This is a genomic window from Ruegeria sp. CDSB013 (assembly GCF_059611165.1).
Genome location: NZ_JBXWPA010000009.1, coordinates 21,504 through 44,491 on the forward strand (window position 1 = coordinate 21,504; position 22,988 = coordinate 44,491).

A 22,988-nucleotide genomic window follows, 5' to 3' on the forward strand; every position below is an offset into this window, starting at 1 on the left:
ACCGCCACTTTTTGTTAGAGGCGGCAACCATCTGACATTAGCTTCAGGCAACGGCCCGGCGTCGCCCAAATTCTGAGCGCATTTTTTTGAACGCGTAAGCTGTGAACTTGTCTATTGTATCACGATCAAGTGCTTGTTTCTGCCAGACGGTCTTGCCGTACCAACCGCCCGCATACTCTTCGACAATTTTTGAAACTTCAAAGGTGTGCTGGGAGAGCGCCTGCTGGAAAGCAACACGCTGTGCGTCGGTAGAAAAGCGTCGGTCCTCGCCGGTATGATTGGCGAGTTCCCGGCTAAGGTAATAGTCCAGAGAGCGGTAAGTTAGCCGGGCAAAGAAATCCCGCGCGAGCCTCGCAAATTCATCTCCCGAGGCAAAACTCGCAAGTGTCCTACGGATTTCCTGCGGTGTCGGTTCAAACAGGGTTGGCAACCGGTCGCGCAGCTGAATGGACAGGCTTTCCAGCAGCGCGGCCTTCGCCAATTCTCCTGCATCGGAAGATCCTCGGAGATCGAAGCTGTTGCGATCAACGGCACGATCCAAACCGGCCAGCAAGCCGGTCACTGAACTGAGTTCCGACGTCGCAATGCCCAAGTCAGCCAAAGTGTCCTCGAAGCCCGGAGCCCTTGCAAGCAAAGGCAGCCTCACGAGGAGATCACTTACAAACTGAAACCTAGGGTCACGACTCGCCAGTGCGAGATCGCTCTCGGATGCATCCGCTGCGGCCTCGGCGATCTCTTCGACTGACGCATCGGTTGCGATCAGATCAACGACCTCGCGCCACTTCTTGGACCGAGGCAACGTGCCAAGCCTGATGTGTCCCATCAGCTCCTCCCTTGCCTACAGAGTCATGCAGCCCTCGGGCGAAAGTAAAGGGAAAAATGAGCGCAGCCGCTTACCCTGTGCTTACCGGAAAGGAGCGTCTGGCACGAGATCGCCTCGTAAGTCTTTGAAAACAGTGGTGAGCCGTGCAGGATTCGAACCTGCGACCCACTGATTAAAAGTCAGTTGCTCTACCAACTGAGCTAACGGCCCACTCTTTTGCTGGATCTTGTCGATCCGTGGCGCTCTTTAAGTCATTTTCCCGACCGGGTTCAAGACCTTATTTGCACCTCGTATCGCCAGAGTAATCAGTGTTTCCGGCGACCCGATAGGCGGCCTAATTAGGCAGGTGGCGCTGGGGGGTCAACCCCCTTTTTTAAGGAATCTGCGTCGCAGGGTGGATTCCTTTCGGGTGCAGGGTTATATGCGCGCCATGCAAGGATTACAGAACACTGGTTTGCCCTTCATGAAGATGCACGGGCTGGGCAATGACTTTGTCATTGTGGACGCGCGCGCGTCTGCCGCGTGGATTAGTCCGGCACTTGCGCGGGGAATCGGGCACCGTCAATTCGGAGTCGGGTTCGATCAGCTCGCCGTCATCGAGAACGGCGAAGCGGATGCACACTTGGTGTTCTACAACTCGGACGGATCCACCTCGGCTGCGTGTGGAAATGCCACCCGTTGCATCGCCCGGTTCCTGATGGAGGAATCGGATAGATCCGACCTGACACTGACGACAGAACGCGGCACTCTTTACGCCAAGGACGCCGGAGACGGCCTGACCTCGGTCAATATGGGGCACCCCCAACTAAATTGGAACGAGGTTCCGTTGTCTGAGGAAGTCGACACACTGGAACTGCCCATCGAGGGAGCGCCGACGGCCACCGGGATGGGCAATCCGCATTGCACCTTTTTTGTCGACGATGCCGAAGCCATCCCTCTGACCGAGTTTGGTTCGCGTTACGAGCACCATCCGCTCTATCCTGAGCGTACCAATGTCCAAATTGCGCAGATCATTGCACCGGACCACATCCGCATGCGCGTGTGGGAGCGTGGCGTAGGCATCACCCTGGCTTCGGGATCATCCTCATGCGCCACGGCCGTTGCTGCTGCGCGTCGCGGCCTGACTGGGCGCAAAATACAAATTGAGCTGGACGGCGGGACGATCTGGATCGACTGGCGCGACGATGGCGTTTGGATGACCGGGCCCACTTGTCACGTGTTCTCGGGCACACTGACACCGGAATTTTTGGAATCACTGGCATGAGCGCGCCGAAGTTCACCACCCTGGGCTGCCGCCTGAACGCCTATGAGACCGAGGCGATGAAAGAGCTGTCGGCGCAGGCCGGACTCACCGACGCGGTGATCGTGAACACCTGCGCCGTCACGGCAGAAGCGGTGCGCAAAGCCCGGCAAGAGATTCGTAAGCTACGGCGGGAAAATCCTGACGCGCGGCTGATCGTGACAGGCTGTGCGGCCCAGACCGAGCCTGACACCTTTGCTCGAATGGATGAGGTCGACGCGGTCATTGGCAATACCGAGAAGATGCAGCCCGAGACCTGGAAAGGCATGGCGGCGGACTTTATCGGCCAGACCGAGACGGTGCAGGTCGATGACATCATGTCCGTCACCGAAACCGCAGGCCACCTGATCGACGGTTTTGGCACCCGATCGCGCGCCTATGTTCAGGTCCAAAACGGCTGTGACCATCGCTGCACTTTCTGCATTATCCCCTACGGCCGTGGAAACTCGCGCAGCGTCCCAGCAGGTGTTGTGGTGGATCAGATCAAGCGGCTGGTGGATCGGGGCTATAACGAAGTCGTCCTGACCGGCGTTGATCTGACCTCGTGGGGCGCCGATCTACCGGCGCAACCCAAGCTGGGTGATCTGGTGATGCGCATTCTGAAACTGGTGCCCGATCTGCCACGCCTGCGGATCAGCTCGATCGACTCGATCGAAGTGGATGAGAATCTGATGCAGGCCATCGCGACAGAATCTCGCCTGATGCCGCATCTGCACTTGTCCTTGCAGCACGGCGACGATCTGATCCTGAAGCGGATGAAACGACGTCACCTGCGCGATGACGCCATCCGCTTTACTGAAGAAGCCCGTAAACTGCGCCCCGAGATGACCTTTGGCGCTGATATCATCGCAGGCTTCCCAACCGAAACGGATGTTCATTTCGAAAACTCGCTGAAACTGGTGACGGATTGCGATCTGACCTGGCTGCACGTGTTCCCTTATTCCAAACGCGACGGCACGCCGGCCGCCCGCATACCGCAGCAGGTGAACGGGAACATCATCAGGGACCGTGCCGCCCGCCTGCGCGCGGCCGGAGAGGCGCAGGTCACAAAACACCTGCAGACCCAAATTGGCAAAACCCATCACATCCTGATGGAAAACCCGCATATGGGCCGCACCGAACAATTCACCGAGGTCGCTTTTGAGGCACTACAGGCCGAAGGGCAGATTGTCACGGCAACAATCACAGGTGCCACTGGCACGCAACTAACAGCCTGATCCGTCCTTCATCTGGCCCCCTGACCGATTGCAACAAAAAAACCCCCGCAGCCGGTGGCGCGGGGGTTCAAACATTGCGGGGCTGTGAAACTCAGTCTCGTTTCTTGCCTTTGACACCTGCCCACAGGCGCTTGTTCACAAGGTACAGAAGCACCGACAACAGCGACAGGAACAGCACGCCGACGAAGCCCGAGTACTTGCGCTCCATCATTTTTGGCTCGGCAGTCCACATCAGGAAGGCTGCGATGTCTTCGGACAAGGCTTCGACAGTGGCCGGGTGGCCATCGGCGAATTCAACCTGATCTTCGGACAGCGGGGGCGCCATCGAAATCCAGCCTCCGGGGAAGGCCTTGTTCTCATACAGGATGGTGCCTGCTTCTTCTTTTTCTTCACCGGTATAGCCGTCCAGCAGCGAGGCGATGTATTCCGCGCCACCCATGCCTTTGAAGAACTGGTTGATGCCCAGACCATAAGGCCCGTGGAACCCGGCGCGGGCCTTGGCCATCAGGCTCAGGTCCGGTGCGCCAACACCGTCATTGACCGGGAAGTGATCGGTCGGGATTGCCGGACGGAAATCGTCCAGCTCGGGATCGAACACTTCGAAGTTGTCTGCCGAGTAGGCGATGACTTCTTCTTCCGAATAGCCCAGCGCTTCGAGATCACGCAGAGGCACATAGCGCAGGCCGTGGCAGGCTGCGCAGACCTCGGTATAGATCTGTAGGCCACGCTGCAGCTGGTTTTGATCCCAGGTGCCAAAGGGGCCTTCAAACGAGAAGTGGAAGTCTTCGATGTGCTGCTCGCCCCCACCTGCTGCGAAGGACGCAGCAGGGGTAAGGGCCAAAGCAAACGCGGCACCGATTGCAAGTTTCTTGAACATGTTTCCGGTCCCTCTTCTTACTCGGCCGGCGTGGCGTCGGCGTCAGCCTTGCCATAATGCGCGTTGAAGTCTTCTTCGATGGTCTCTGGCTGTGGCAGCGGTTTTTCAATGACACCCAAGATCGGCAGGATCACGAAGAAATAGGCGAACCAGTAGGCGGATGCGATCAGCGAGAAGGTCGCATAGGGCTCTTCCGCGGGCATCGCACCCAGCCACATCAGGGCAAAGAAGTCGATGATCAGCAGGTAGAACCACCATTTGAACATCGGGCGGTATTTGCCCGAACGCACGGTCGACGTGTCCAGCCAGGGCGCCAGCGCCATTGCCAGGATCGCACCGAACATCGCAATCACGCCAAAGAACTTGGCGTCGACGATGCCGCCGGTGATGAAGCTGGCGAATTGCACAACCCAGACCTCACCGGTGAAGGCGCGCAAGATCGCGTAGAACGGCAGGAAGTACCATTCGGGCACGATGTGCGCAGGCGTGACCAGCGGGTTGGCTTCGATGTAGTTGTCCGGGTGGCCCAGATAGTTCGGCATGTAGCCGACGATGGCCCAGAACACGACCAGGATCACGGCCAGCGCGAACAGGTCCTTGATCACAAAGTACGGCCAGAATGGCAGGGTGTCTTTCTCGGCATCTGCTTTCGACGTGCGGCGAACTTCAACACCTGTGGGGTTGTTGTTGCCGGTGGTGTGGAATGCCCAGATATGCACGATGACCAGAGCCGCGATAACGAACGGCAGCAGATAGTGCAGCGAGAAGAAGCGGTTCAGCGTGGCATTGTCCACCGCGGGTCCGCCCAGCAGCCAGGTCTGGATTGCGTCACCCACAAACGGGATCGCGCCAAACAGGCCGGTGATCACGGTCGCACCCCAGAAGGACATCTGACCCCAGGGCAGAACATAGCCCATGAAGGCAGTACCCATCATCATCAGATAGATAAGCATACCGATGATCCACGTGATCTCACGCGGGGCTTTGTACGAACCGTAGAAAAGGCCGCGGAAGATGTGGATGTAAACCGCAACAAAGAACAGCGACGCGCCGTTCATGTGAATGTAGCGCAGCATATAGCCGCCATTCACGTTGCGCATGATGTGTTCGATGCTGGCAAAGGCCAGATCGACATGCGGGGTGTAGTGCATCACCAGAACGATACCGGTGACAATCTGCAACGCCAGGCAGAACGCCAGGACGATGCCCCAGATCCACCACCAGTTCAGGTTCTTGGGGGTGGGGATCATGATGGTGTCGTAAATCAGGCCGACGATGGGCAAGCGGCTGTTCAGCCACTTCTCGCCGTTTGTCTTCGGCTCGTAATGATCGTGGGGAATTCCGGACATAAGTTTGGGTCTCCCTTAGCCGAGTTTGATGGTGCTGGCGTCGGTCCACTCTGCAGGCGGAACGGGCAGGTTTTCAGGCGCGGGGCCCTTACGAATACGTCCGGCCAGATCGTAGTGCGATCCGTGGCAGGGGCAGAACCAGCCGCCAAAGTCGCCAGCATCGCCCAGCGGCACACAGCCAAGGTGCGTACATACGCCCATCTGAACGATCCAAGCGCCCGGTGCTTCGCCCTCGGGCGACGGCATCACGCGGTTGGCGTCGGTCGCAGGAGCATCCGCGTTCAGGTTGAAGTTGCGGGCCAGCGGATCAGGCAGTGCGTCGACGCCGTCGGCGTCCTGTTCCTGTGCTTCTTGAATTTCGGCACCTGTGCGGTGGCGAACAAACACCGGTTTACCCAGCCATTTCACGGTCAGCTGCGTACCGGGTTCAACGCCGCTCACATCCACGCGGATCGAGGACAGCGCCTGAACGTCTGCCGAAGGGTTCATTTGATTGATCAGGGGCCATACGGCTGCACCCGTCGCGACGACACCTGCGCCGCCTGCGACGTAGTAGAGGAAATCTCTGCGGGTGCCTTCGTGGTCTTCTGCGTGGGACACGAGGTTTTCTCCGATTCCGGCGCCCGGGGGTAACCCGAGCAAACATGCATCAGCACCGCATCAAAGCGGCGTCTCATCGCGGCTATCTATCCGGGAGAATTCGGTTCGTCCAGCGGTCATAGGCGCGCAGTGCGCCACAACAGGGCATTCATGTCACAACGAGGGGCGAAAGTTTCAAGATACGGACCTGTTTTTTGGCAAAAAACACTCCGATCCCCCGACTTTTCCATATGTGATTCGATTCGTTTTGACAGGGTAGAACGGTGCCAAACAGACCCAGCCCCACAATGATTTACAGAATACCGGTCCCCGTAGCTTGAATTTTTCACCATATTCGAGAATATTCCCTTATATGGGAAAACCTATAGAAACCACGTCTGACAAACTGGCCTCGCATTTGCGTGGATTGCGAGAGCAGTACAGCATGACCCTCGATACTTTGGCTGGAAGAACCGGGTTAAGCCGCGCCACCCTGTCGCGGATCGAGAAAAACGAAGTCAGCCCAACCGCCGAGACGCTAGGCCGTCTGGCATCAGTCTATGCAGTGCCGATCTCGCAGCTACTTGCCCCGCTGGAGCAAGGTTTCCAGCCGATCGTCCGGCGGCACGACCAGCCGTTCTGGACGGATCGTGAGCACGGGTTTCAACGTCGCAGCGTTTCGCCCCCCAGCGGGCAACTTTCGGTTGAATTGATCGAAGGAACCCTGACCGCGCGGCAGCGCATTGCCTATGATGCGCCCGCAGTTCCGGGGCAAGAGCATCACCTGTATGTCCTGTCCGGGCAGATCGAAATCACGGTCGAGGGGAAAGCGTATGACCTTCGACAAGGGGATTGCCTGCGGTACATTTTGTTTGGCGAGACCGTATTTGAAACGACCCATGGTCCCTGCACTTACGTGATCGCATTGTCATGACCGTTCAGACACCCAACGTCGCCCGCCTTACCCCGGCGGATATCGACAACAATCTGACAGACCTGTGCCGCACGCTTGTTGACAGCGTTGCCGACGGTGCCGCGATCAGCTTCATGATACCGCTCGACCATGAAAGCGCCGCGCGGTTCTGGACGGATGACGTCAAACCCTCTGTCGAAACTGGCGAGCGGCACTTGTTTGGCGCATTTTATCAGCGTCGCCTGATCGGTACGGTCCAACTGTTGCTTGCCATGCCCCCAAATCAGCCCCACCGGGCAGAAATCTCGAAGATGATCGTTCACCCCGATGCCAGACGTCGCGGTTTGGGCAGGGCCTTGATGCAAGAGGCCCTGAAATCCGCACAAGAAGCCGGGAAGACACTCATCACACTAGACACGCGCACCGGAGACGTCTCGGAATCCCTTTACAGGTCTGACGGATTCCAACCGGCAGGTGTCATCCCCGATTTCGCATTCGACCCGGACGGAATATCCCGTCACGCGACGACCTATATGTACCGATACCTTTGACTTAAGCTCGAATTTACGGTGACGCCCGACGTAGCAAGACGCGCCTTTTCTGAAGGGCATATCGATGTAGAAAATCTGAGTTAAAAATAGATATTTTACAAAGGCTTAGTCGCGTCTGATTTCGATTGAACTTTGGACGCAAATGATCGAAATGCGGGAAATCCCAATCTCTGCAGGACGTCCCCAATGTCAAAGCTCTTTGCAACTATTCTGACCGTCACACTAGCCGTTTCCTCTCAGGCGACAGCGGCCGGTGATCCGGCGAAAGGCGAGAAACTCTACAATCGCTGCTCTTCGTGCCACGCAATCATCAAAGATGGCCAAGTTCTGGTCAAAGGCGGCATCACTGGCCCGAATCTGTACGGCGTCGTGGGGCGCGTCGCCGGAACAGAATCGGACTACCTGAACGGAAGCGCGCGTTTGCCCGTCGGAATGTTCACTGACGACATGATCCGCGCCGGTCAGGAAGGGCTGGTCTGGACGCAAGAGAACATCGCCACGTATTCCAAAAACCCGATCGCATTCATCCAGGAATACCTGGATGACGAAACCGCGCGCCCAAACATGAGCGTCAAACTGAAAAAGGGCGCCGATGACATCGCGGCCTATCTGGCGACGTTCAACGAGTGATGACTGCCGCTGGCCGTTCTGCCGTCAGAGCAGCCAGCGCATTAATCCCCGATCAGGCCGGCGGTTGCGTTGCGACCATGCTGGGACGCTCGGCAAACTTCTCGTACCAGGCGGCCAGCACGTCATTTCCCTTGCGCCACCCGCGCGCATCGTGACGGAAATCGACATAGCCCAGCGCGCAGGCCACTGCGACTTGCCCCATATCCAACGGTCCCGACAGATGCGCCATCCACCGCTGGTTCAACGCGGCGCAGGCGCGTTCTATCTTGTCCCATTGCGCATCGGCCCAGCCCTCCCATTGCTTGTCTTCGGGCCGCATCCGAGCCTCATAGGTGATCAGCAATGCCGCATCCAGAATACCATCCGCCAGCGCCTCGAGCGTCAGCACATCCCAATGCCGGGCACCGTCCTGATAAAGACCTGCCTGCGCGCGCGCGTCCAGAAACGCGCAGATAACACGGCTGTCGAACAGGGTCGGTCCATCTGGGCGCTCTAACGCGGGCACCTTTGTCAGCGGAGCCTTGGCCAATAGCGGCTCGGCCGGGGACATTGGCGTTGTTGCAACATTCAGCAGTTCGACATCCTGTAATTGGTCTGTTTCATACAACAAAACCATAACCTTACGGACATAGGGCGAAGTGGGGCTGAAATAGAGTTTCATTAGTGATCTCCCTGAATTGCCGGAACTCTACAGCACCATTTGCAAAACAAAACCCGTCAATTGGTGTGCCACCCTCACCCTCTCATCAACTTTTGCAGAGCATCAAGCTCGGACCCGATCCCGTCGTTTGCGATATGTTCTGCCGCGCTCAGGCGGACTGCATCGGGCTTGTTCTGGTTTAGCTTCCAGGTGCCTTGAATGTCGTCAATGCGAAACTGAAACGGCACGACCATACGCATCATCTTATCCAACGCGTCCGAACTCATCTTGCCGGTGGTCCAAGGGGGTTTGGGCAGCAAGCGTGCCTCATAAAAGGCGGACTGGCGATTTAACAGGTCCAGCAACTCTTCTTGCGGGCGCTGTTCCAACTGACCGATCAGATGCACAGCGACATAGTTCCATGTCGGAACCTGATCGTCGATCCCGTACCAATCCGGCGACACGTAGCCATCTGGCCCGGTGACAGCGATTCTGGCTGGTTTAGGGTCTTTCAGCATGCGGACGATCGAGTTCGATCGGACAAGATGCAGCTCGGCCAGCGTGCCATCCTCAGACAGCAGAAACGGCACGTGGCTAATCAGCGGTGCCTCATCCGTCGACACCGCAAGAACCCCGAACGCTCGGTCACGCGCAAAGGCGATGTGGCGCGCAGTCTCTTCTGCGCGGAAGGCTGGATTGGGGTGCATGGCTGTCCTCCTGCGAAATCTCTTGCAGAACCGGCCGCACCTTGGCAAGGTCCGCCCGTTCTCAGGGCGGGGTGAAATTCCCCACCGGCGGTATGCGGGCGATGGTCCGTAAGCCCGCGAGCGGCTCCGGTGTGCGGAGTGTCAGCAGATCTGGTGAGATGCCAGAGCCGACGGTTAAAGTCCGGATGAAAGAGAACGTGCAGCGCGTCGGCCCTAGCTTGCGCCTGCCCGTGATCGCCTTGGGTGACGTGTCTGTTGCGAAAGGAGATCATGATGACACACACCCGCTATGCTTTTGTAAAAGCCAACTGGCATTCCGATATCGTTGATCAAGCCCTAGAAGGGTTTCTGGAACTCATCCCCGCCGATCAGGTTGACGTTTTTGACGTCCCCGGCGCGTTCGAAATGCCGCTGCTGGCCCGCGATCTGGCCCAGACCGGTCACTACGCCGCGGTCGCCTGCGCGGCGTTTGTCGTGGATGGCGGTATTTACCGGCACGATTTTGTGGCTCAGGCCGTTGTCGATGGGTTGATGCGTGCTGGCATGGATACAGGGGTACCGGTCCTGTCTGTTTCCTTGACGCCGCACCAGTATCAGGAAACCGATCACCACAATGCTATCTACCGGGCGCATTTTGTAGAGAAAGGCCGCGAAGCCGCTCAAGCCGCGCTGAAAATTGCAGCCACGCGTGCCCAACTGGCCGCGGCAGCATAAGCACGACAGGTTGGGGCAAACACGCCCCAACCGCAAATCCGCTTGAGGCCAATGGCCTTGCCAGCTAATCACGACGCGCAAAGGAGCATGCCCCATGTCAATGAACAGTTTTGGCCACCTTTTCCGCGTCACCACCTGGGGTGAAAGCCACGGGCCCGCGTTGGGTGCGACCGTCGATGGCTGCCCTCCGGGTGTCACAATCGACGAGGCGATGATTCAGCAATGGCTGGACAAGCGCAAACCGGGTCAGAATAAGTTCACCACCCAGCGGCGCGAGCCAGATCAGGTCAAAATCCTGTCGGGCGTGTTCGAAGGGCAAACCACGGGTACTCCGGTGCAGCTGATGATCGAGAACACGGATCAGCGCTCGAAAGACTACGGCGATATCATGGACAAGTTCCGTCCCGGGCACGCCGATATCACCTACTGGCAGAAGTACGGCATCCGCGATTATCGCGGCGGCGGGCGCAGCTCGGCCCGGGAAACCGCATCGCGTGTGGCAGCGGGCGGGCTGGCGCGAGAAGCCATCAAGCAGATCGCACCAAACGTGCAGATTACCGGCTACATGACGCAGATCGGCCCACACAAGATTGACCGAGGCAATTTCGACTGGTCGCAGATCGAACAGAACCCGTTCTGGACCCCGGATGCCCAAGCGGCCAAGGATTGGGCGGCTTACTTGGACGATCTGCGCAAGTCCGGAAACTCGGTTGGCGCGATTGTTGAGGTTGTGGCACGCGGCGTGCCTGCCGGGATCGGCGCGCCGGTATATGCTAAGTTAGACACTGATTTGGCCGCTGCGATGATGTCGATCAACGCGGTGAAAGGCGTTGAGATAGGCGAAGGTATGGCCGCTGCCGAACTGACGGGTGAGGCAAACGCAGACGAGATCTTCATGGGTCAGAACGGCCCTCAATATAGCTCAAACCACTCGGGCGGCATCCTGGGCGGTATCTCGACCGGGCAAGACATCGTCGTGCGCTTTGCGGTCAAGCCAACTTCGTCGATCCTGACGACACGCAAGACCATCACCAAATCCGGCGAAGAAACCGAGATCATCACCAAAGGCCGCCACGACCCCTGCGTCGGTATCCGCGCCGTGCCCGTGGGTGAGGCGATGATGGCTTGCGTGATCCTGGACCACCTGCTGCTGCATCGCGGCCAGATCGGAGAGAACCGTGGACGGATCGGCTGATCTGCGCACACGCCTGCGCGCCGTCGTTGCGCAGCGTATGGAAACCGACCCCGCGCATGATCTGGCCCACTTGGACCGGGTCTGGGTGAACGCGCAGGCCATTGCAAACGACCAGACCGACATGCCCGTGCTGCTGGCTGCGGCGTACCTGCATGATCTGGTCAACCTGTCGAAGGACGACCCCGACCGCCACTTGGCATCGCGCCGATCGGCTGAGGAATCAGAGTCTATTCTGGCTAATCTGGTCTATTCCGAGGACCAGATTCAGGCGATCAAACACGCGATTGAAGCGCACAGCTTTTCGGCCAACATTACACCGGAAACGCCCGAGGCCTGCATCTTGCGCGATGCGGACAGGTTGGATGCGCTGGGGGCGATTGGCGTTGCCCGGAACTTCTCGGTTTCCGGCGCGTTGGGACGGTCGCTTTATGATCCGGCGGATCCCTTTGCCGCCAATCGTCCACTGGACGACCTGCATTTTTCGATCGACCACTGGAAGGTCAAACTGCTGGGCTTGCCTGGTGATATGTTGACCGAGGGTGGTCGAGAAATTGCACAGCGCAGAATCGCGCGCATGATCCGGTTTCTGGAAGAGTTCGCCCAAGAGATCGGCAGTCCCCTGCCTGCCGATTGGTCCAATCTGTAAACAACACGTTGATCTTTCCCTACCAAAAGCGCAGGTTCGCGCCGATGGCAAAACCCTTAACATCGCATCGACCTTTGCTGGCCGTCGCTCTGAAAACGAGCGCGGTGTTTCTGTTCACCGTCATGGCGGCGATAGTCAAAGCGCAGTCCGATCACTTCCCACCTGGCGAGATGGTATTTTTCCGATCCCTTTTTGCCATTCCGGTGATTGTCATCTGGCTGATGGCGCGTGGAGAATTGGCGCAAGGGTTCAAAGTCCGTAAACCCTCGGGCCATTTTTGGCGCGGCGTGCTGGGCACCACGGCGATGGGGCTTACTTTCACCGGCCTTGGCTTGATCCCGCTGCCCGAAGCCACAGCGATTGGCTATGCCACCCCGATTTTCACCCTGATCCTTGCCGCGGTAATGCTAGGCGAACGCATCCGAAGAATCAGAATCGCCGCCGTTTCCATCGGGCTGTTGGGTGTCCTGATCATGATCTGGCCCAGACTGGGTGGCAACAACATGGAAGCTGCCGCCACCTTCGGCGCAATGTGTATTCTGGGTGCGACCGTTGCACGGGCCTTTGTGCAGATCCACATCCGGCAGTTGGTGCAGGTCGACCATCCTGCGGCCATTGTCTTCTATTTCTCGATGACGGCGACCATCCTGTCCGGGCTGACCATCTTTTGGGGGTGGGTCATGCCGACATGGGAACAGGCGGGCTTTTTGATTCTGGCTGGTCTGATCGGAGGTGTTGCCCAGATTCTGGTGACTTCGTCCTATCGCTTTGGGCAGGCTTCGATGCTGGCGCCCTACGATTATACCTCGATGCTGTTTGCAATCGTCATCGGTTATGTCTGGTTCAGTGAACTGCCAACGCTGGTCATGCTGGCCGGTGCGGCGCTGGTGATTGTCGGTAACGTCGTGGTGATCTGGCGCGAACATCAACTGGGCTTGGAGCGCGGCAAGGCACGCGCGGTCACGGATCCCAAAGCCTGACCTTTACCTTTGCAGAACTTCCCCTAGGGTGTGCCCAACACAAGATGAGGGTTTCCCATGAGCGACGCGCAGGATCACAAGGAAAAGATGCAAAAGGTGCAGGCCCAGCACCGCAAGAAAGTGTCCGAGGCAGTTGATCCGGACCGCGGGCTGGTACTTATCAACACTGGCAAGGGTAAGGGTAAGTCCTCGGCCGCGTTCGGGGTCGTGATCCGTGCGCTGGGTTGGGGTCAGAAGGTCGCCGTTGTTCAATTCATCAAGGGTAAATGGAAAACCGGCGAGCGTCGCTTCTTTGAAGAACGCGATCTGGTGACATGGCACACAATGGGTGAAGGCTTCACCTGGGATACTCAGGACCGCGAGCGTGACATCGCCGCCGCAAACTCTGCCTTTGACAAGGCACGCGCCCTCATGTCCAGCGGCGAATACGATCTGGTCGTGCTGGACGAGATCAACATCGCGCTTCGCTACGAATACCTGTCGGTCGAACAGGTGATCGATGGGCTGAAAGAACGGTCTGACAAGACCAGCGTGTTCCTGACGGGTCGGGATGCGCCACAGGCGCTTCGCGATTATGCCGATCTGGTCACCGAAATGACCGAGGAAAAGCACCCGTTTCAGGCCGGAATCAAAGCCCAGCGCGGCGTGGATTTCTGAACATCAGAGTCTAAACAGCCCCCTCAGGGGCTGTTACGCAGGCGGGTTTTCGTTGAGAAACCTTACCGATCCGCGTCGGCAGGCGGCGCTGTCCGGCAACGGTTGTGCAGCTCCGTCGCCCTGGGCTGACTTGGGTTTATCGACATAGGCGCAATAATCGTCGTCACAGCAACATCCGCAAGCGGTGGCCGCTTCGTGCCGTGCCATGATTTCGTCAAGTGAGTCACCCATCGTCATTTCCTGTTGCGCGTGTCGTTTCCGAGGCGGTGGCGCGCTCTCACCAGGCTATACGCTAAGCCCGCAGACCGCCTCGAAACCCCGTGCTGGATGATAGCACATCTGGCCTTAATCTTTATCTGATTATTTTTGTCGGAATTTGCAAGATCAAAAAAACACATCCTGAGTAACCCCGAAGTTAACTGGCTTGGAGCGGAACTATTTCAGGCGTTTTGAGGAAACCAATTTCCTAAATTCTTACTTATTAGGCTCACATATGTTGATACACAGCGCGAACAAACAGATCAGCAAGCCGCCTGTCGGTGGGACAAGCGGCTTTGGTTTTTTGAGAATTCACCTTGTTGCGATGCATCCAAGGTGCGTCAGGTTCAAGCCGTAACACCCTGCTCTGGCGCGCTAAGCGAGATGACGGCGACCACCGCAGCCCCGTTCAGCCAGTAAAAGATCGCATCCATTCCCGAAAACCCAAATAGGCTGGGCGCGGCCAGGAAAACGACGCCGACCAGAAGATCGACCGCCAAGTGAAAGTTGTAGGGAAGAATGCGCCAGATCCCCAAATGGTGATCCGTCAACACCGTCAGGACAAACGCCGCGACGCCGGTGACCACCGACAGCCACAACGCCATCGGGTTGGATTGCCCCAGTCCAAGCAAAAAGGGCAGCCCCATCAGCGCAAAGGCAACAGGGTAGTCCAGACAGGCGTGAATATTGCGGGTGACAAAGCGGAGAGACATGAGAGTTCCTTTCCTGATATGGGATGACCTCAAACTAGGAAAGAAACTCCGAACGTTTAATTCTGGATCGTTCGTGAAACGTTGCAGATCGTCCAGAGTTTCAATTCGATCAGTGCATTGATCGATAGGCGGCTGGCGATACGCCAACCTGCTTTTTGAACACCCGCGAAAAGGCGGCTTCCGAGGCATAGCCGACCTCGGCCGCGGCATCGGCCACGTTCCAGCGGGCCTCAGTCAATCCGTGACACGCAATCTGCATGCGCCAATCGGTCAGATACTGCATGGGCGTTGTCCCCATCTTGTCTGCGAATAGCTGTGCGAACGCAGTGCGAGACATTCCGGCCTCACGTGCTAGGGACTCGACGCTCCACTCTTGCGCGGGCGAATGGTGAAACGCAGTCAATGCACGCGAAATGCGGGAATCGGCGAACCCGGCAAGCGCGGTTTCGCTGGGGCTTTGATGTTCAAGATGGGCCCGAATGGCCTGCGCAAACAGGACCTCGGACAGTTTCAACGCTATGAGGTCACCACCGATCCGCGCGCCGTTGATCTCGGACCCGATCATACGCAGGGTGGCTTCGATCCAAGCCCCGGCTTCTTCGCCATAGTTTTCGATCAGGATGTACGGGGGAAGCCGGTCAATCAGCATATGCCCGGTTCCCTGTCGCCCCGGAGGTCCGGTGAAAGAGAAATGACCGCAGATCAATTGCGTATCGCGGCTTTTGTCTTCGCCGCCATAAATCAAAACCCCGTCGCCTTTGTACCCGGCCTCTTCCAACACCTGTTCAAGCGGCAGGGCATCCAGCGGTTGAACCTCATTGCACAGTAACGCATGGGCGGATCCGTGCGGGATCACGATCAGGTCGCCTTGCTTCAATCGCAAGGTTTGCCCTGTGTTAGAGACGAATACTTTCAGCTCTCCGCGTTGTACAAAGTGAAATCTGGCCACATTTTGATAGGCCGGTACCTGTATGCCAAAGGGCGGTGTGAAAGAGGTTCGAAAGTAAAACGTGCCCTTCAACGACAGGCGGGTAAGTATATCGCTAAGCAGATCCAACATTGGATTAAGATAGCCGCGGCTGCGCGTTCGTCCACCCGCGCGGACGATCTGCAATTCTTTATGAACAAGCGGCAATAAAAAAGCCCCCGCGATAGCGCGAGGGCTTCTGTCAATGCATCTGAGTGTTATCAGGCGCGGACAAGCGCCTCATAATCGGCGGCGATCTCGCGGGTCAGGTCTCCGACCTCAAACGTATAATCGCCGATCTGGCCCACCGGGGTCACCTCGGCTGCGGTGCCGGTCAGCCAGCACTGCTCGAAATCCGCCATTTCCTCGGGCTTGATGCGGCGCTCGTGAACGGTGATGCCTTTGTCTTTCAGCATCTGAATGACGGTCTGACGGGTGATCCCGTTCAGGAAGCAATCGGCCAGAGGTGTATGAACCTCACCATCTTTTACGAAGAACACGTTTGCGCCTGTCGCCTCGGCCACGTAACCGCGCCAATCCATGAACAGCGCGTCCGAGCAGCCCTTGGCCTCGGCCTTATGTTTCGAGATGGTGCAGATCATGTACAGACCCGCTGCCTTGGCGTGCACCGGGATGGTTTCCGGGCTGGGGCGCTTCCATTCCGCGATATCCAGCTTGGCGCCCTGCATCTTGGCGTCGCCGTAATAGGCGCCCCAGGGCCAGACCGCGACGGCCATCCGGACCGGGTTCTTGGCCGATGCCACACCCATGTCTTCCCCCGAGCCACGCCAGACCAGCGCACGGACATAGGCGTCCTGCAAGCCGCTGGCTTTCAGTGCTTCTTCCTTGGCGGCCTCGATATCGTCCACCGAAAAGGGCATCGGCATGTCTAGCGCTTCGGCCGAGGCAATTAGGCGCTCAGAATGTTCGCGACTTTTGAAAATCTTGCCGTTATAAGCACGCTCACCTTCGAACACCGAAGACGCATAGTGCATCGCATGGGTCAGGATGTGCACATTGGCTTCGCGCCAGGGCACCAGTTTGCCATCCAACCAGATGACACCGTCACGATCATCATACCCCGCCATGCGAAACCTCCTGACCTGGGAAAAATTTCCGATTATTGCGCTGATTAAGTCCGTTTCGGACATAAAGTTACGCAAAAACTGCGATTCGATACCTGTCCACTCTTGGAATGTCAATAACGCTGACATAAACTCGGAACGAGTAACGAATGAGGCATACTATGTCGGATACCCGCCCCGCCCCAGCCTTTGGTGGCGAGAGCCTGTTGTTTTTGACCGACGAGCAGTTGCGGCAAGGAATTGAGGCGATGTTTTTCGCCTATCGCGGCTTTACAGCAGATCCCGATCGCATATTGACCGAAATGGCCTATGGACGGGCGCATCACCGGGCAATCCACTTCATCAACCGTGCACCGGGGACGACGGTCAATAACCTTCTGGCCATTCTGGGCGTAACAAAACAGTCTCTAAACCGTGTTCTGCGCACGCTGATCGAGGATGGACTTGTGGAAAGCCGGGTCGGATCAGTGGACAAACGTGAAAGACACCTATTTCTGACAGAACAGGGCAAGGCGCTAGAGGCCAAACTGTCTGAGGCGCAGCGCGTCCGAATGCGTGCAGCGTACAAAAAGGCGGGACCCGAGGCTGTGTCGGGGTTTCGTAAAGTGCTTGAAGCGATGATGGATGCTGATATGCGTCATGCCTATACGAAACTGCGGGAAACCACCTCATGAACGAAATGGATGCCCATCTGCTGATCGTCGACGATGACGAGCGCATTCGCGATCTGTTGAAGAAGTTTCTGATGCGGAACGGATTTCTGGTCACGGCTGCACGGGATGCAGCTCATGCACGGCGGGTGCTTTCGGGGTTGGATTTCGACATGATCGTGCTGGACGTGATGATGCCCGGCGAAGATGGGGTCAGCCTGACTAAAGCGCTGCGCGAAACCCATACCACTCCTATCCTGCTGTTAACCGCGCGCGGCGAAACTGAACATCGCATTGCCGGGCTTGAGGCCGGTGCGGATGACTACTTGGCCAAACCGTTCGAGCCAAAAGAGCTGTTGTTGCGGATCAATGCGATCCTGCGGCGGATGCCGGAAACACCTGCGCAGGACGCGACGGCGAAGATACTGCATCTTGGTCCGATCCGGTACGATATCGAACGTGGCGAGATGTGGCAGGGCGAAGACCCGGTGCGCCTGACGGCGACCGAAAGCCAGTTGATGAAAATTTTCTCGGCCCAGCCCGGAGAGCCGATCAGCCGAACCAAACTGGTCGAAGATCTGGGCCGCGACAAGGGTCAGGCGCAGGAACGCGCGGTGGACGTTCAGATCACCCGTCTGCGCCGCAAGATCGAACAAGACCCCAAGCAGCCGCGTTACCTGCAGACCGTCCGCGGGGCCGGATATATGTTGGCGCCAGATTGATTTAGCCGCGGCGCGGCGCTTTCTTGCCTTCGGCGAGGATATTTTTGGCCAGATGAAGATGGGATCCCGATGACAACCGCCCTTTTGACACACGCTGATTGCCTTGATCATGTGACCCCGCAAGGTCACCCTGAGAGGGTGGCGCGATTAGAGCATATTCTGCATGCGTTAGAAGGCTTGGAATTGATACGTGTAACCGCCCCTTTGGCGGCGGATGACGACTTGCTGCGCGTGCATCCGGAAAGCCATATCCGTGAAATTCGAAATAGCAGGCCATCCGATGGCTTCAAACAGATTGACGGCGACACCTTCATGTCGCCGGGGTCGGTCGATGCAGCCTATCGCGCTGCCGGGGCGGTCGTGCGCGCAGTAGACATGGTTTTGGGCGGCGAAGCCTCGAATGCGTTTTGCGCCATCCGCCCGCCCGGTCACCATGCCGAGACCGAAACGGCAATGGGGTTCTGCCTGTTTGGAAACGCCGCGCTGGCTGCCAAACACGCATTGGATCATCATGGATTGAAGCGCGTAGCTGTCGTTGATTTCGACGTTCACCACGGAAACGGCACGCAGGATCTGCTGTGGGATGAAAGACGTGCACTGGTGATCACCAGCCAGCAAATGCCGCTGTGGCCTGGATCGGGGCGCCCGGATGAAACCGGCGCTTATGAGACCGTTTTGAACATCCCGCTGGCACCCGGCACTGGTGGGGCCGAGATGCGGACAGCTTACGAGACGCAAGCCTTCCCGAGGTTGCGCGCATTCAAGCCGGAACTGATCATCATCTCGGCAGGTTTTGATGCGCATCAGGACGATCCGCTGGCCAACTTGAACTGGTCTACAGGCGATTTTGCTTGGGTTACAGCCGAGCTGTGCAAGATCGCCGATGAGCTGTGTGAAGGTCGTATCGTCTCGACTTTGGAGGGCGGGTATGATCTGAACGCCCTTGCCGAGGCCACTCGTGCCCATGTGGAAGAACTGATGAAGGCAGCCCGATGACCGATACTCCTGTTGATCAGATGACATTCGAACAAGCGATGAAAGAGCTTGAGGCCGTTGTCGGCCAGTTGGAGCGTGGGGACGTGGCGCTGGATAAGTCCATTGCATTGTATGAGCGCGGTGCCGCGTTGAAGAAACGCTGCGAAGACGAATTGAAGCGGGCTGAAGAAAAGGTCGCAGCCATTACTTTGGATGCCAATGGGCAGCCAACCGGGACGACGCCTGTCGAAGGTCAGTAAATGTTCAAGGAAATTCTGGCGCAGGATGCCGCGCGGATTCAGGCTCAGTTCGATCTGGTCCTGAGCGCGCTGGACGAATTGGATGTTACCCGGGCGATGGCCTACACCACGCAGGGCGGCAAGCGATTGCGTGGGTTTCTCGTGCTGGAAAGCGCGCGGATGCATGGCATCGACTCAACACAGGCAATCTGGCCTGCGACAGGCATCGAAGCCCTGCACGCCTATTCGCTGGTCCATGATGACCTTCCCTGCATGGACGATGACGATCTGCGTCGTGGACGTCCGACCGTGCACTTAAAGTGGGACGAAGGCACCGCCGTTCTGGCCGGTGATGCCCTGCAGACATTGGCCTTTGAGCTGTGCACCCGGCCCGAGGTCGGAAATGCAGAGGTTCGTGCTGAATTGGCTCTAACCCTGGCCAAAGCAAGCGGTGCGCAGGGAATGGTGCTGGGGCAAGCGCTGGATATGGCGGCTGAAACAGCGGCCGCGCCCCTGACACTGGAGCAGATCACCACGCTGCAGGCTGGTAAGACCGGGGCGCTGATTGAATGGTCCGCCTGCGCCGGTGCGCGGTTGGCCCAGGCAGATCCCGAACCCTTGCGCCAATATGCCCAGGCGCTTGGCCTTGCTTTTCAGATCGCTGATGACATTCTGGATGTTGAAGGTGATGCCGAGAAGGCCGGCAAACGATTGCAAAAAGATGCCGAGGCAGGCAAGGCCACGTTTGTTTCGCTTTTGGGTCTGAACGCCGCAAAATCCCGCGCTGTAGAACTGGTCGATCAGGCCTGCGCGGCGTTGGATGGATACGGTGCCAAGGCTGAAACCTTGAAGGACGCGGCCCGCTTCGTTATTGCCCGGGACAGCTAAGCCAGGAACGCCAAATGTCTGACCGCCCGAACACGCCCCTGCTGGACCTTGTGAACCGCCCTGCGGATCTCAAGCAGTTTTCGGACGCGCAATTGCATCAGGTGGCGCAGGAGTTGCGGTCCGAGACGATCTCGGCCGTGTCTGTCACCGGTGGGCATCTGGGCGCGGGTCTGGGCGTGGTCGAATTGACGACCGCCCTGCACGCCGTGTTCGACACGCCGCGCGACAAGATCATCTGGGACGTTGGTCATCAGTGCTATCCGCACAAAATCCTGACCGAACGGCGCGACCGTATCCGTACCCTTCGCATGAAGGACGGGCTGAGCGGCTTCACCAAGCGCAGCGAGAGCCCCTATGACCCGTTTGGCGCGGCGCACAGTTCGACCTCGATCAGCGCTGCGTTGGGTTTTGCCGTCGCTCGCGATCTGGGCGGCGTGACACCAGAAGGTCTAGGCGACGCGATTGCCGTGATCGGCGACGGCTCGATGTCTGCCGGCATGGCCTTTGAGGCGATGAACAACGCCGGCCACCTGAAGAAACGCCTGATCGTCATTCTCAATGACAATGAAATGAGCATAGCCCCGCCAGTTGGCGCGCTGTCCAATTACCTGTCACGCATTTATGCGGAAGAACCGTTTCACGACCTGAAAGCCGCCGCCAAAGGTGCGGTGTCTTTGTTGCCGGAACCTTTCCGCGAAGGGGCAAAACGCGCCAAGGAGATGCTCAAGGGCATGGCCGTGGGCGGCACATTGTTTGAGGAGCTGGGCTTTTCCTATCTCGGTCCGATCGACGGGCACGATATGGATCAGCTGTTGCCTGTCCTGCGCACGGTCAAGGCCCGCGCCACTGGCCCGATCCTGATCCACGTGTTGACAAAGAAGGGCAAGGGGTACGCCCCCGCCGAGCAAGCCAGGGACAAAGGTCACGCGACAGCAAAGTTCGACGTAGTAACGGGGGAGCAGAAGAAAGCGCCCTCAAACGCACCATCTTACACGTCGGTCTTTGGCAAAACCCTGGTGGAAGAGGCCGCACGCGATGACAAGATCGTTGCTGTCACGGCCGCGATGCCCGACGGAACCGGGCTGAACCTGTTTGCGGAACGCTATCCGTCGCGCTGTTTCGATGTGGCGATTGCCGAACAACACGGTGTGACCTTCGCCGCCGCTCTGGCTGCGGGGGGGATGAAGCCCTTCTGCGCAATTTATTCCACATTTTTGCAGCGTGGATACGATCAGGTCGTGCATGACGTGGCCATTCAGCGCCTGCCGGTTCGTTTTGCGATCGACCGTGCAGGGTTGGTGGGCGCAGATGGCGCGACCCATGCAGGGTCGTTCGATATCGCCTATTTGTCCAACCTGCCCGGCATCGTGGTCATGGCCGCAGCGGATGAGGCCGAGTTGGTGCATATGGTGGCCACCGCCGTCGCGCATAATGAAGGCCCGATTGCGTTCCGCTATCCTCGCGGCGAAGGTGTCGGCGTCGACTTGCCCGAACGTGGCGAGGTTCTGGAAATCGGCAAAGGCCGGATCATCCAAGAAGGCGCACGGGTCGCACTGTTGTCCTTCGGGACACGGCTGGCCGAAGTGCAGAAAGCGGCCGAAGCTTTGACTGCGCGTGGGATCACCCCCACTATCGCTGATGCTCGATTTGCCAAGCCCTTGGACCACGACCTGATTTTGGATCTGGCCGCCAACCACGAGGCGTTGATCACGATCGAAGAGGGTGCCATCGGCGGCTTTGGCAGCCATGTTGCCCAACTTTTGGCCGATGAAGGCGTCTTTGACCAGGGTCTCAAGTATCGCTCGATGGTTCTGCCTGATACCTTTATCGACCAGGCCAACCCCGCAGATATGTATACAGTAGCGGGCCTGAATGCCGAGCAAATCGAGGCCAAAGTGCTATCCGTTCTGGGTGTAGCAACCATCGGCGAAAAACGCGCCTGAGGCATGAAGCTAGGCAACTGAATTTCACCGTTGTTGGAAAATCTGCAAGCACCGCTTTTGACGGAAATTTCGGGCAGCCGCCGAATTCAGCCGCTTTTGGGTGAGTCCTTGAGAACACAGGAACCGCTTGAGTCCCGGCGCAGCGTTCCCGCTTCCCCGCATTTCTGATAGTAGTAAGAAAAACAAAAACTCCACCCTTGAGCAGGCGGGCGGATGAGAAACATCATGGCAGTTTTGGTCGCGCTTTTTTTGATGAGCGTGGCGGCAAGTTCAAAAGAGATTCAGGTTGGCAATGATCCGGGGGGGCGGATTGTGGATCGCATGGTCCAGATCGAAATCGCCAACCGGACCAACGCGCAATTCCAGATCAACGGGGACTATTGCCACTCTAGTTGCACCATGCTGCTGGGTGCGGACGATGTTTGCGTTTCGCCCGAGACGATCTTTGGCTTTCACGGCCCCCATCACCCAAACCGAACGAAAATGACGGCAGATGAGTTCGACAGGAAAAGCGCGTCACTATCCAGCTACTACCCAAATCCGATCAGAAACTGGTTCATGTCCAAAGTAAGGTTCGCCGGGCCCAATGAGCTTTTTTATGTGACGGGTGAGTACCTGATAAGCCTCGGCGTGCAGGAATGCGCTTAGAAAGCTAGCATCTCAATACCGCGGCTGTTCCCGTCAGGTCATTCGCGCAGGCACACATTGAACTGAAAACAGAGTTCGGTTTTATCCAGAGCCTGATGTCCTGTTCACGGCGGTCGCTGAAA

27 protein-coding genes, 1 tRNA gene and 1 riboswitch are annotated in these 22,988 nt (G+C 57.9%); of the genes, 17 read left to right on the forward strand and 11 right to left on the reverse strand.

The genetic code is table 11. The annotated features are described in order from the left end of the window. Positions 1-43: 43 nt before the first annotated feature. Together AC2FJF_RS15355 and AC2FJF_RS15360 are read right to left on the reverse strand one after the other, a co-directional pair. A complete protein-coding gene (locus AC2FJF_RS15355; protein ID WP_170536301.1) occupies positions 44-823 on the reverse strand; it encodes a hypothetical protein in 780 nt (259 codons plus the stop codon). A gap of 134 nt (positions 824-957) precedes the next feature. After that, positions 958-1,033: transfer RNA gene (locus AC2FJF_RS15360), tRNA-Lys, on the reverse strand. A 211-nt stretch (positions 1,034-1,244) separates the two neighbouring features. Between AC2FJF_RS15360 and dapF the strand changes: the two genes are divergently transcribed. Both dapF and mtaB read left to right on the forward strand, forming a co-directional pair. Further along, positions 1,245-2,087: a diaminopimelate epimerase gene (gene dapF / locus AC2FJF_RS15365; protein WP_496726163.1), complete on the forward strand. Its 843-nt coding sequence runs from the start codon at positions 1,245-1,247 to the stop codon at positions 2,085-2,087. Beyond that, positions 2,084-3,340: a tRNA (N(6)-L-threonylcarbamoyladenosine(37)-C(2))-methylthiotransferase MtaB gene (gene mtaB / locus AC2FJF_RS15370; RefSeq protein WP_496726164.1), complete on the forward strand. Its 1,257-nt coding sequence runs from the start codon at positions 2,084-2,086 to the stop codon at positions 3,338-3,340. The genes dapF and mtaB overlap by 4 nt, the downstream gene beginning before the upstream one ends. Before the next feature lie 91 nt (positions 3,341-3,431). Here the strand turns inward: mtaB and AC2FJF_RS15375 are convergent, their stop codons facing one another. From AC2FJF_RS15375 to petA, 3 genes are read right to left on the reverse strand one after another with little or no spacing between them, the layout of a single operon-like run. Continuing rightward, a complete protein-coding gene (locus tag AC2FJF_RS15375; protein WP_108860629.1) occupies positions 3,432-4,217 on the reverse strand; it encodes a cytochrome c1 in 786 nt (261 codons plus the stop codon). 17 nt (positions 4,218-4,234) lie between these two features. After that, the gene (petB, locus tag AC2FJF_RS15380; RefSeq protein ID WP_108860628.1) at positions 4,235-5,566 is read right to left on the reverse strand and encodes a cytochrome b; all 1,332 of its coding nucleotides are present in this window, start codon (positions 5,564-5,566) and stop codon (positions 4,235-4,237) included. Between the two features lie 15 nt (positions 5,567-5,581). Beyond that, the gene (gene petA / locus AC2FJF_RS15385) at positions 5,582-6,166 is read right to left on the reverse strand and encodes a ubiquinol-cytochrome c reductase iron-sulfur subunit (protein WP_496726165.1); all 585 of its coding nucleotides are present in this window, start codon (positions 6,164-6,166) and stop codon (positions 5,582-5,584) included. Between the two features lie 352 nt (positions 6,167-6,518). On the opposite strand from petA, the gene AC2FJF_RS15390 reads away from it, so the two are divergent. The 3 genes from AC2FJF_RS15390 (at position 6,519) to AC2FJF_RS15400 (ending at position 8,239) form a co-directional block, all read left to right on the forward strand. Further along, positions 6,519-7,079 (forward strand): helix-turn-helix domain-containing protein, encoded by a 561-nt coding sequence (locus AC2FJF_RS15390; RefSeq protein ID WP_496726166.1) that lies wholly within the window; start codon positions 6,519-6,521, stop codon positions 7,077-7,079. After that, positions 7,076-7,609: a GNAT family N-acetyltransferase gene (locus AC2FJF_RS15395; RefSeq protein WP_496726167.1), complete on the forward strand. Its 534-nt coding sequence runs from the start codon at positions 7,076-7,078 to the stop codon at positions 7,607-7,609. The genes AC2FJF_RS15390 and AC2FJF_RS15395 overlap by 4 nt, the downstream gene beginning before the upstream one ends. A gap of 186 nt (positions 7,610-7,795) precedes the next feature. Next, positions 7,796-8,239, forward strand: a complete 444-nt coding sequence (locus AC2FJF_RS15400) for a c-type cytochrome (protein WP_496726168.1) — start codon at positions 7,796-7,798, stop codon at positions 8,237-8,239. A 52-nt stretch (positions 8,240-8,291) separates the two neighbouring features. Here the strand turns inward: AC2FJF_RS15400 and AC2FJF_RS15405 are convergent, their stop codons facing one another. Continuing rightward, positions 8,292-8,900, reverse strand: a complete 609-nt coding sequence (locus AC2FJF_RS15405; RefSeq protein WP_496726169.1) for a glutathione S-transferase — start codon at positions 8,898-8,900, stop codon at positions 8,292-8,294. Between the two features lie 74 nt (positions 8,901-8,974). Beyond that, complete coding sequence (locus AC2FJF_RS15410; protein WP_496726170.1) at positions 8,975-9,586, reverse strand: FMN-binding negative transcriptional regulator; 612 nt, start codon at positions 9,584-9,586, stop codon at positions 8,975-8,977. 53 nt (positions 9,587-9,639) lie between these two features. Beyond that, a riboswitch (FMN riboswitch) is annotated at positions 9,640-9,787 on the forward strand. Positions 9,788-9,859: 72 nt separating this feature from the next. On the opposite strand from AC2FJF_RS15410, the gene AC2FJF_RS15415 reads away from it, so the two are divergent. The 5 genes from AC2FJF_RS15415 to cobO all read left to right on the forward strand — a co-directional run bounded on the left by AC2FJF_RS15415 (position 9,860) and on the right by cobO (position 13,778). Beyond that, complete coding sequence (locus tag AC2FJF_RS15415; RefSeq protein ID WP_496726171.1) at positions 9,860-10,300, forward strand: 6,7-dimethyl-8-ribityllumazine synthase; 441 nt, start codon at positions 9,860-9,862, stop codon at positions 10,298-10,300. A 94-nt stretch (positions 10,301-10,394) separates the two neighbouring features. Continuing rightward, positions 10,395-11,495: a chorismate synthase gene (gene aroC / locus AC2FJF_RS15420; protein WP_496726172.1), complete on the forward strand. Its 1,101-nt coding sequence runs from the start codon at positions 10,395-10,397 to the stop codon at positions 11,493-11,495. Further along, positions 11,479-12,141: an HD domain-containing protein gene (locus AC2FJF_RS15425; RefSeq protein WP_496726173.1), complete on the forward strand. Its 663-nt coding sequence runs from the start codon at positions 11,479-11,481 to the stop codon at positions 12,139-12,141. Before aroC ends, AC2FJF_RS15425 begins: the two co-directional genes overlap by 17 nt. 44 nt (positions 12,142-12,185) lie before the next feature. Further along, positions 12,186-13,121, forward strand: a complete 936-nt coding sequence (locus AC2FJF_RS15430) for a DMT family transporter (RefSeq protein WP_496726174.1) — start codon at positions 12,186-12,188, stop codon at positions 13,119-13,121. Positions 13,122-13,178: 57 nt separating this feature from the next. Further along, a complete protein-coding gene (cobO, locus tag AC2FJF_RS15435; protein ID WP_496726175.1) occupies positions 13,179-13,778 on the forward strand; it encodes a cob(I)yrinic acid a,c-diamide adenosyltransferase in 600 nt (199 codons plus the stop codon). Positions 13,779-13,811: 33 nt separating this feature from the next. On the opposite strand, the gene AC2FJF_RS15440 is transcribed toward cobO, so the two are convergent. The 4 genes from AC2FJF_RS15440 to AC2FJF_RS15455 form a co-directional block, all read right to left on the reverse strand. After that, complete coding sequence (locus AC2FJF_RS15440; RefSeq protein ID WP_496726176.1) at positions 13,812-14,009, reverse strand: hypothetical protein; 198 nt, start codon at positions 14,007-14,009, stop codon at positions 13,812-13,814. A gap of 374 nt (positions 14,010-14,383) precedes the next feature. Beyond that, the gene (locus tag AC2FJF_RS15445) at positions 14,384-14,749 is read right to left on the reverse strand and encodes an SPW repeat domain-containing protein (RefSeq protein ID WP_496726177.1); all 366 of its coding nucleotides are present in this window, start codon (positions 14,747-14,749) and stop codon (positions 14,384-14,386) included. Between the two features lie 109 nt (positions 14,750-14,858). Then, positions 14,859-15,809, reverse strand: a complete 951-nt coding sequence (locus tag AC2FJF_RS15450; protein WP_496726178.1) for an AraC family transcriptional regulator — start codon at positions 15,807-15,809, stop codon at positions 14,859-14,861. A gap of 128 nt (positions 15,810-15,937) precedes the next feature. After that, positions 15,938-16,804: a branched-chain amino acid aminotransferase gene (locus AC2FJF_RS15455; protein WP_496726179.1), complete on the reverse strand. Its 867-nt coding sequence runs from the start codon at positions 16,802-16,804 to the stop codon at positions 15,938-15,940. A gap of 158 nt (positions 16,805-16,962) precedes the next feature. Here AC2FJF_RS15455 and AC2FJF_RS15460 point away from each other — a divergent pair, with 158 nt between their 5' ends. The 7 genes from AC2FJF_RS15460 (at position 16,963) to AC2FJF_RS15490 (ending at position 22,866) form a co-directional block, all read left to right on the forward strand. Then, positions 16,963-17,475: a MarR family winged helix-turn-helix transcriptional regulator gene (locus tag AC2FJF_RS15460; protein WP_170411194.1), complete on the forward strand. Its 513-nt coding sequence runs from the start codon at positions 16,963-16,965 to the stop codon at positions 17,473-17,475. After that, entirely contained in the window at positions 17,472-18,173 is a 702-nt protein-coding gene (locus AC2FJF_RS15465; protein ID WP_058272724.1) for a response regulator, read from the forward strand. Before AC2FJF_RS15460 ends, AC2FJF_RS15465 begins: the two co-directional genes overlap by 4 nt. Before the next feature lie 69 nt (positions 18,174-18,242). Continuing rightward, the gene (locus AC2FJF_RS15470) at positions 18,243-19,169 is read left to right on the forward strand and encodes a histone deacetylase family protein (RefSeq protein ID WP_496726180.1); all 927 of its coding nucleotides are present in this window, start codon (positions 18,243-18,245) and stop codon (positions 19,167-19,169) included. After that, a complete protein-coding gene (locus AC2FJF_RS15475; RefSeq protein WP_496726181.1) occupies positions 19,166-19,408 on the forward strand; it encodes an exodeoxyribonuclease VII small subunit in 243 nt (80 codons plus the stop codon). Before AC2FJF_RS15470 ends, AC2FJF_RS15475 begins: the two co-directional genes overlap by 4 nt. Continuing rightward, a complete protein-coding gene (locus tag AC2FJF_RS15480) occupies positions 19,409-20,275 on the forward strand; it encodes a polyprenyl synthetase family protein (protein ID WP_496726182.1) in 867 nt (288 codons plus the stop codon). A 14-nt stretch (positions 20,276-20,289) separates the two neighbouring features. Then, the gene (gene dxs / locus AC2FJF_RS15485) at positions 20,290-22,218 is read left to right on the forward strand and encodes a 1-deoxy-D-xylulose-5-phosphate synthase (protein ID WP_472722590.1); all 1,929 of its coding nucleotides are present in this window, start codon (positions 20,290-20,292) and stop codon (positions 22,216-22,218) included. 225 nt (positions 22,219-22,443) lie between these two features. Then, complete coding sequence (locus AC2FJF_RS15490; RefSeq protein ID WP_496726183.1) at positions 22,444-22,866, forward strand: hypothetical protein; 423 nt, start codon at positions 22,444-22,446, stop codon at positions 22,864-22,866. Positions 22,867-22,988 lie beyond the last annotated feature (122 nt).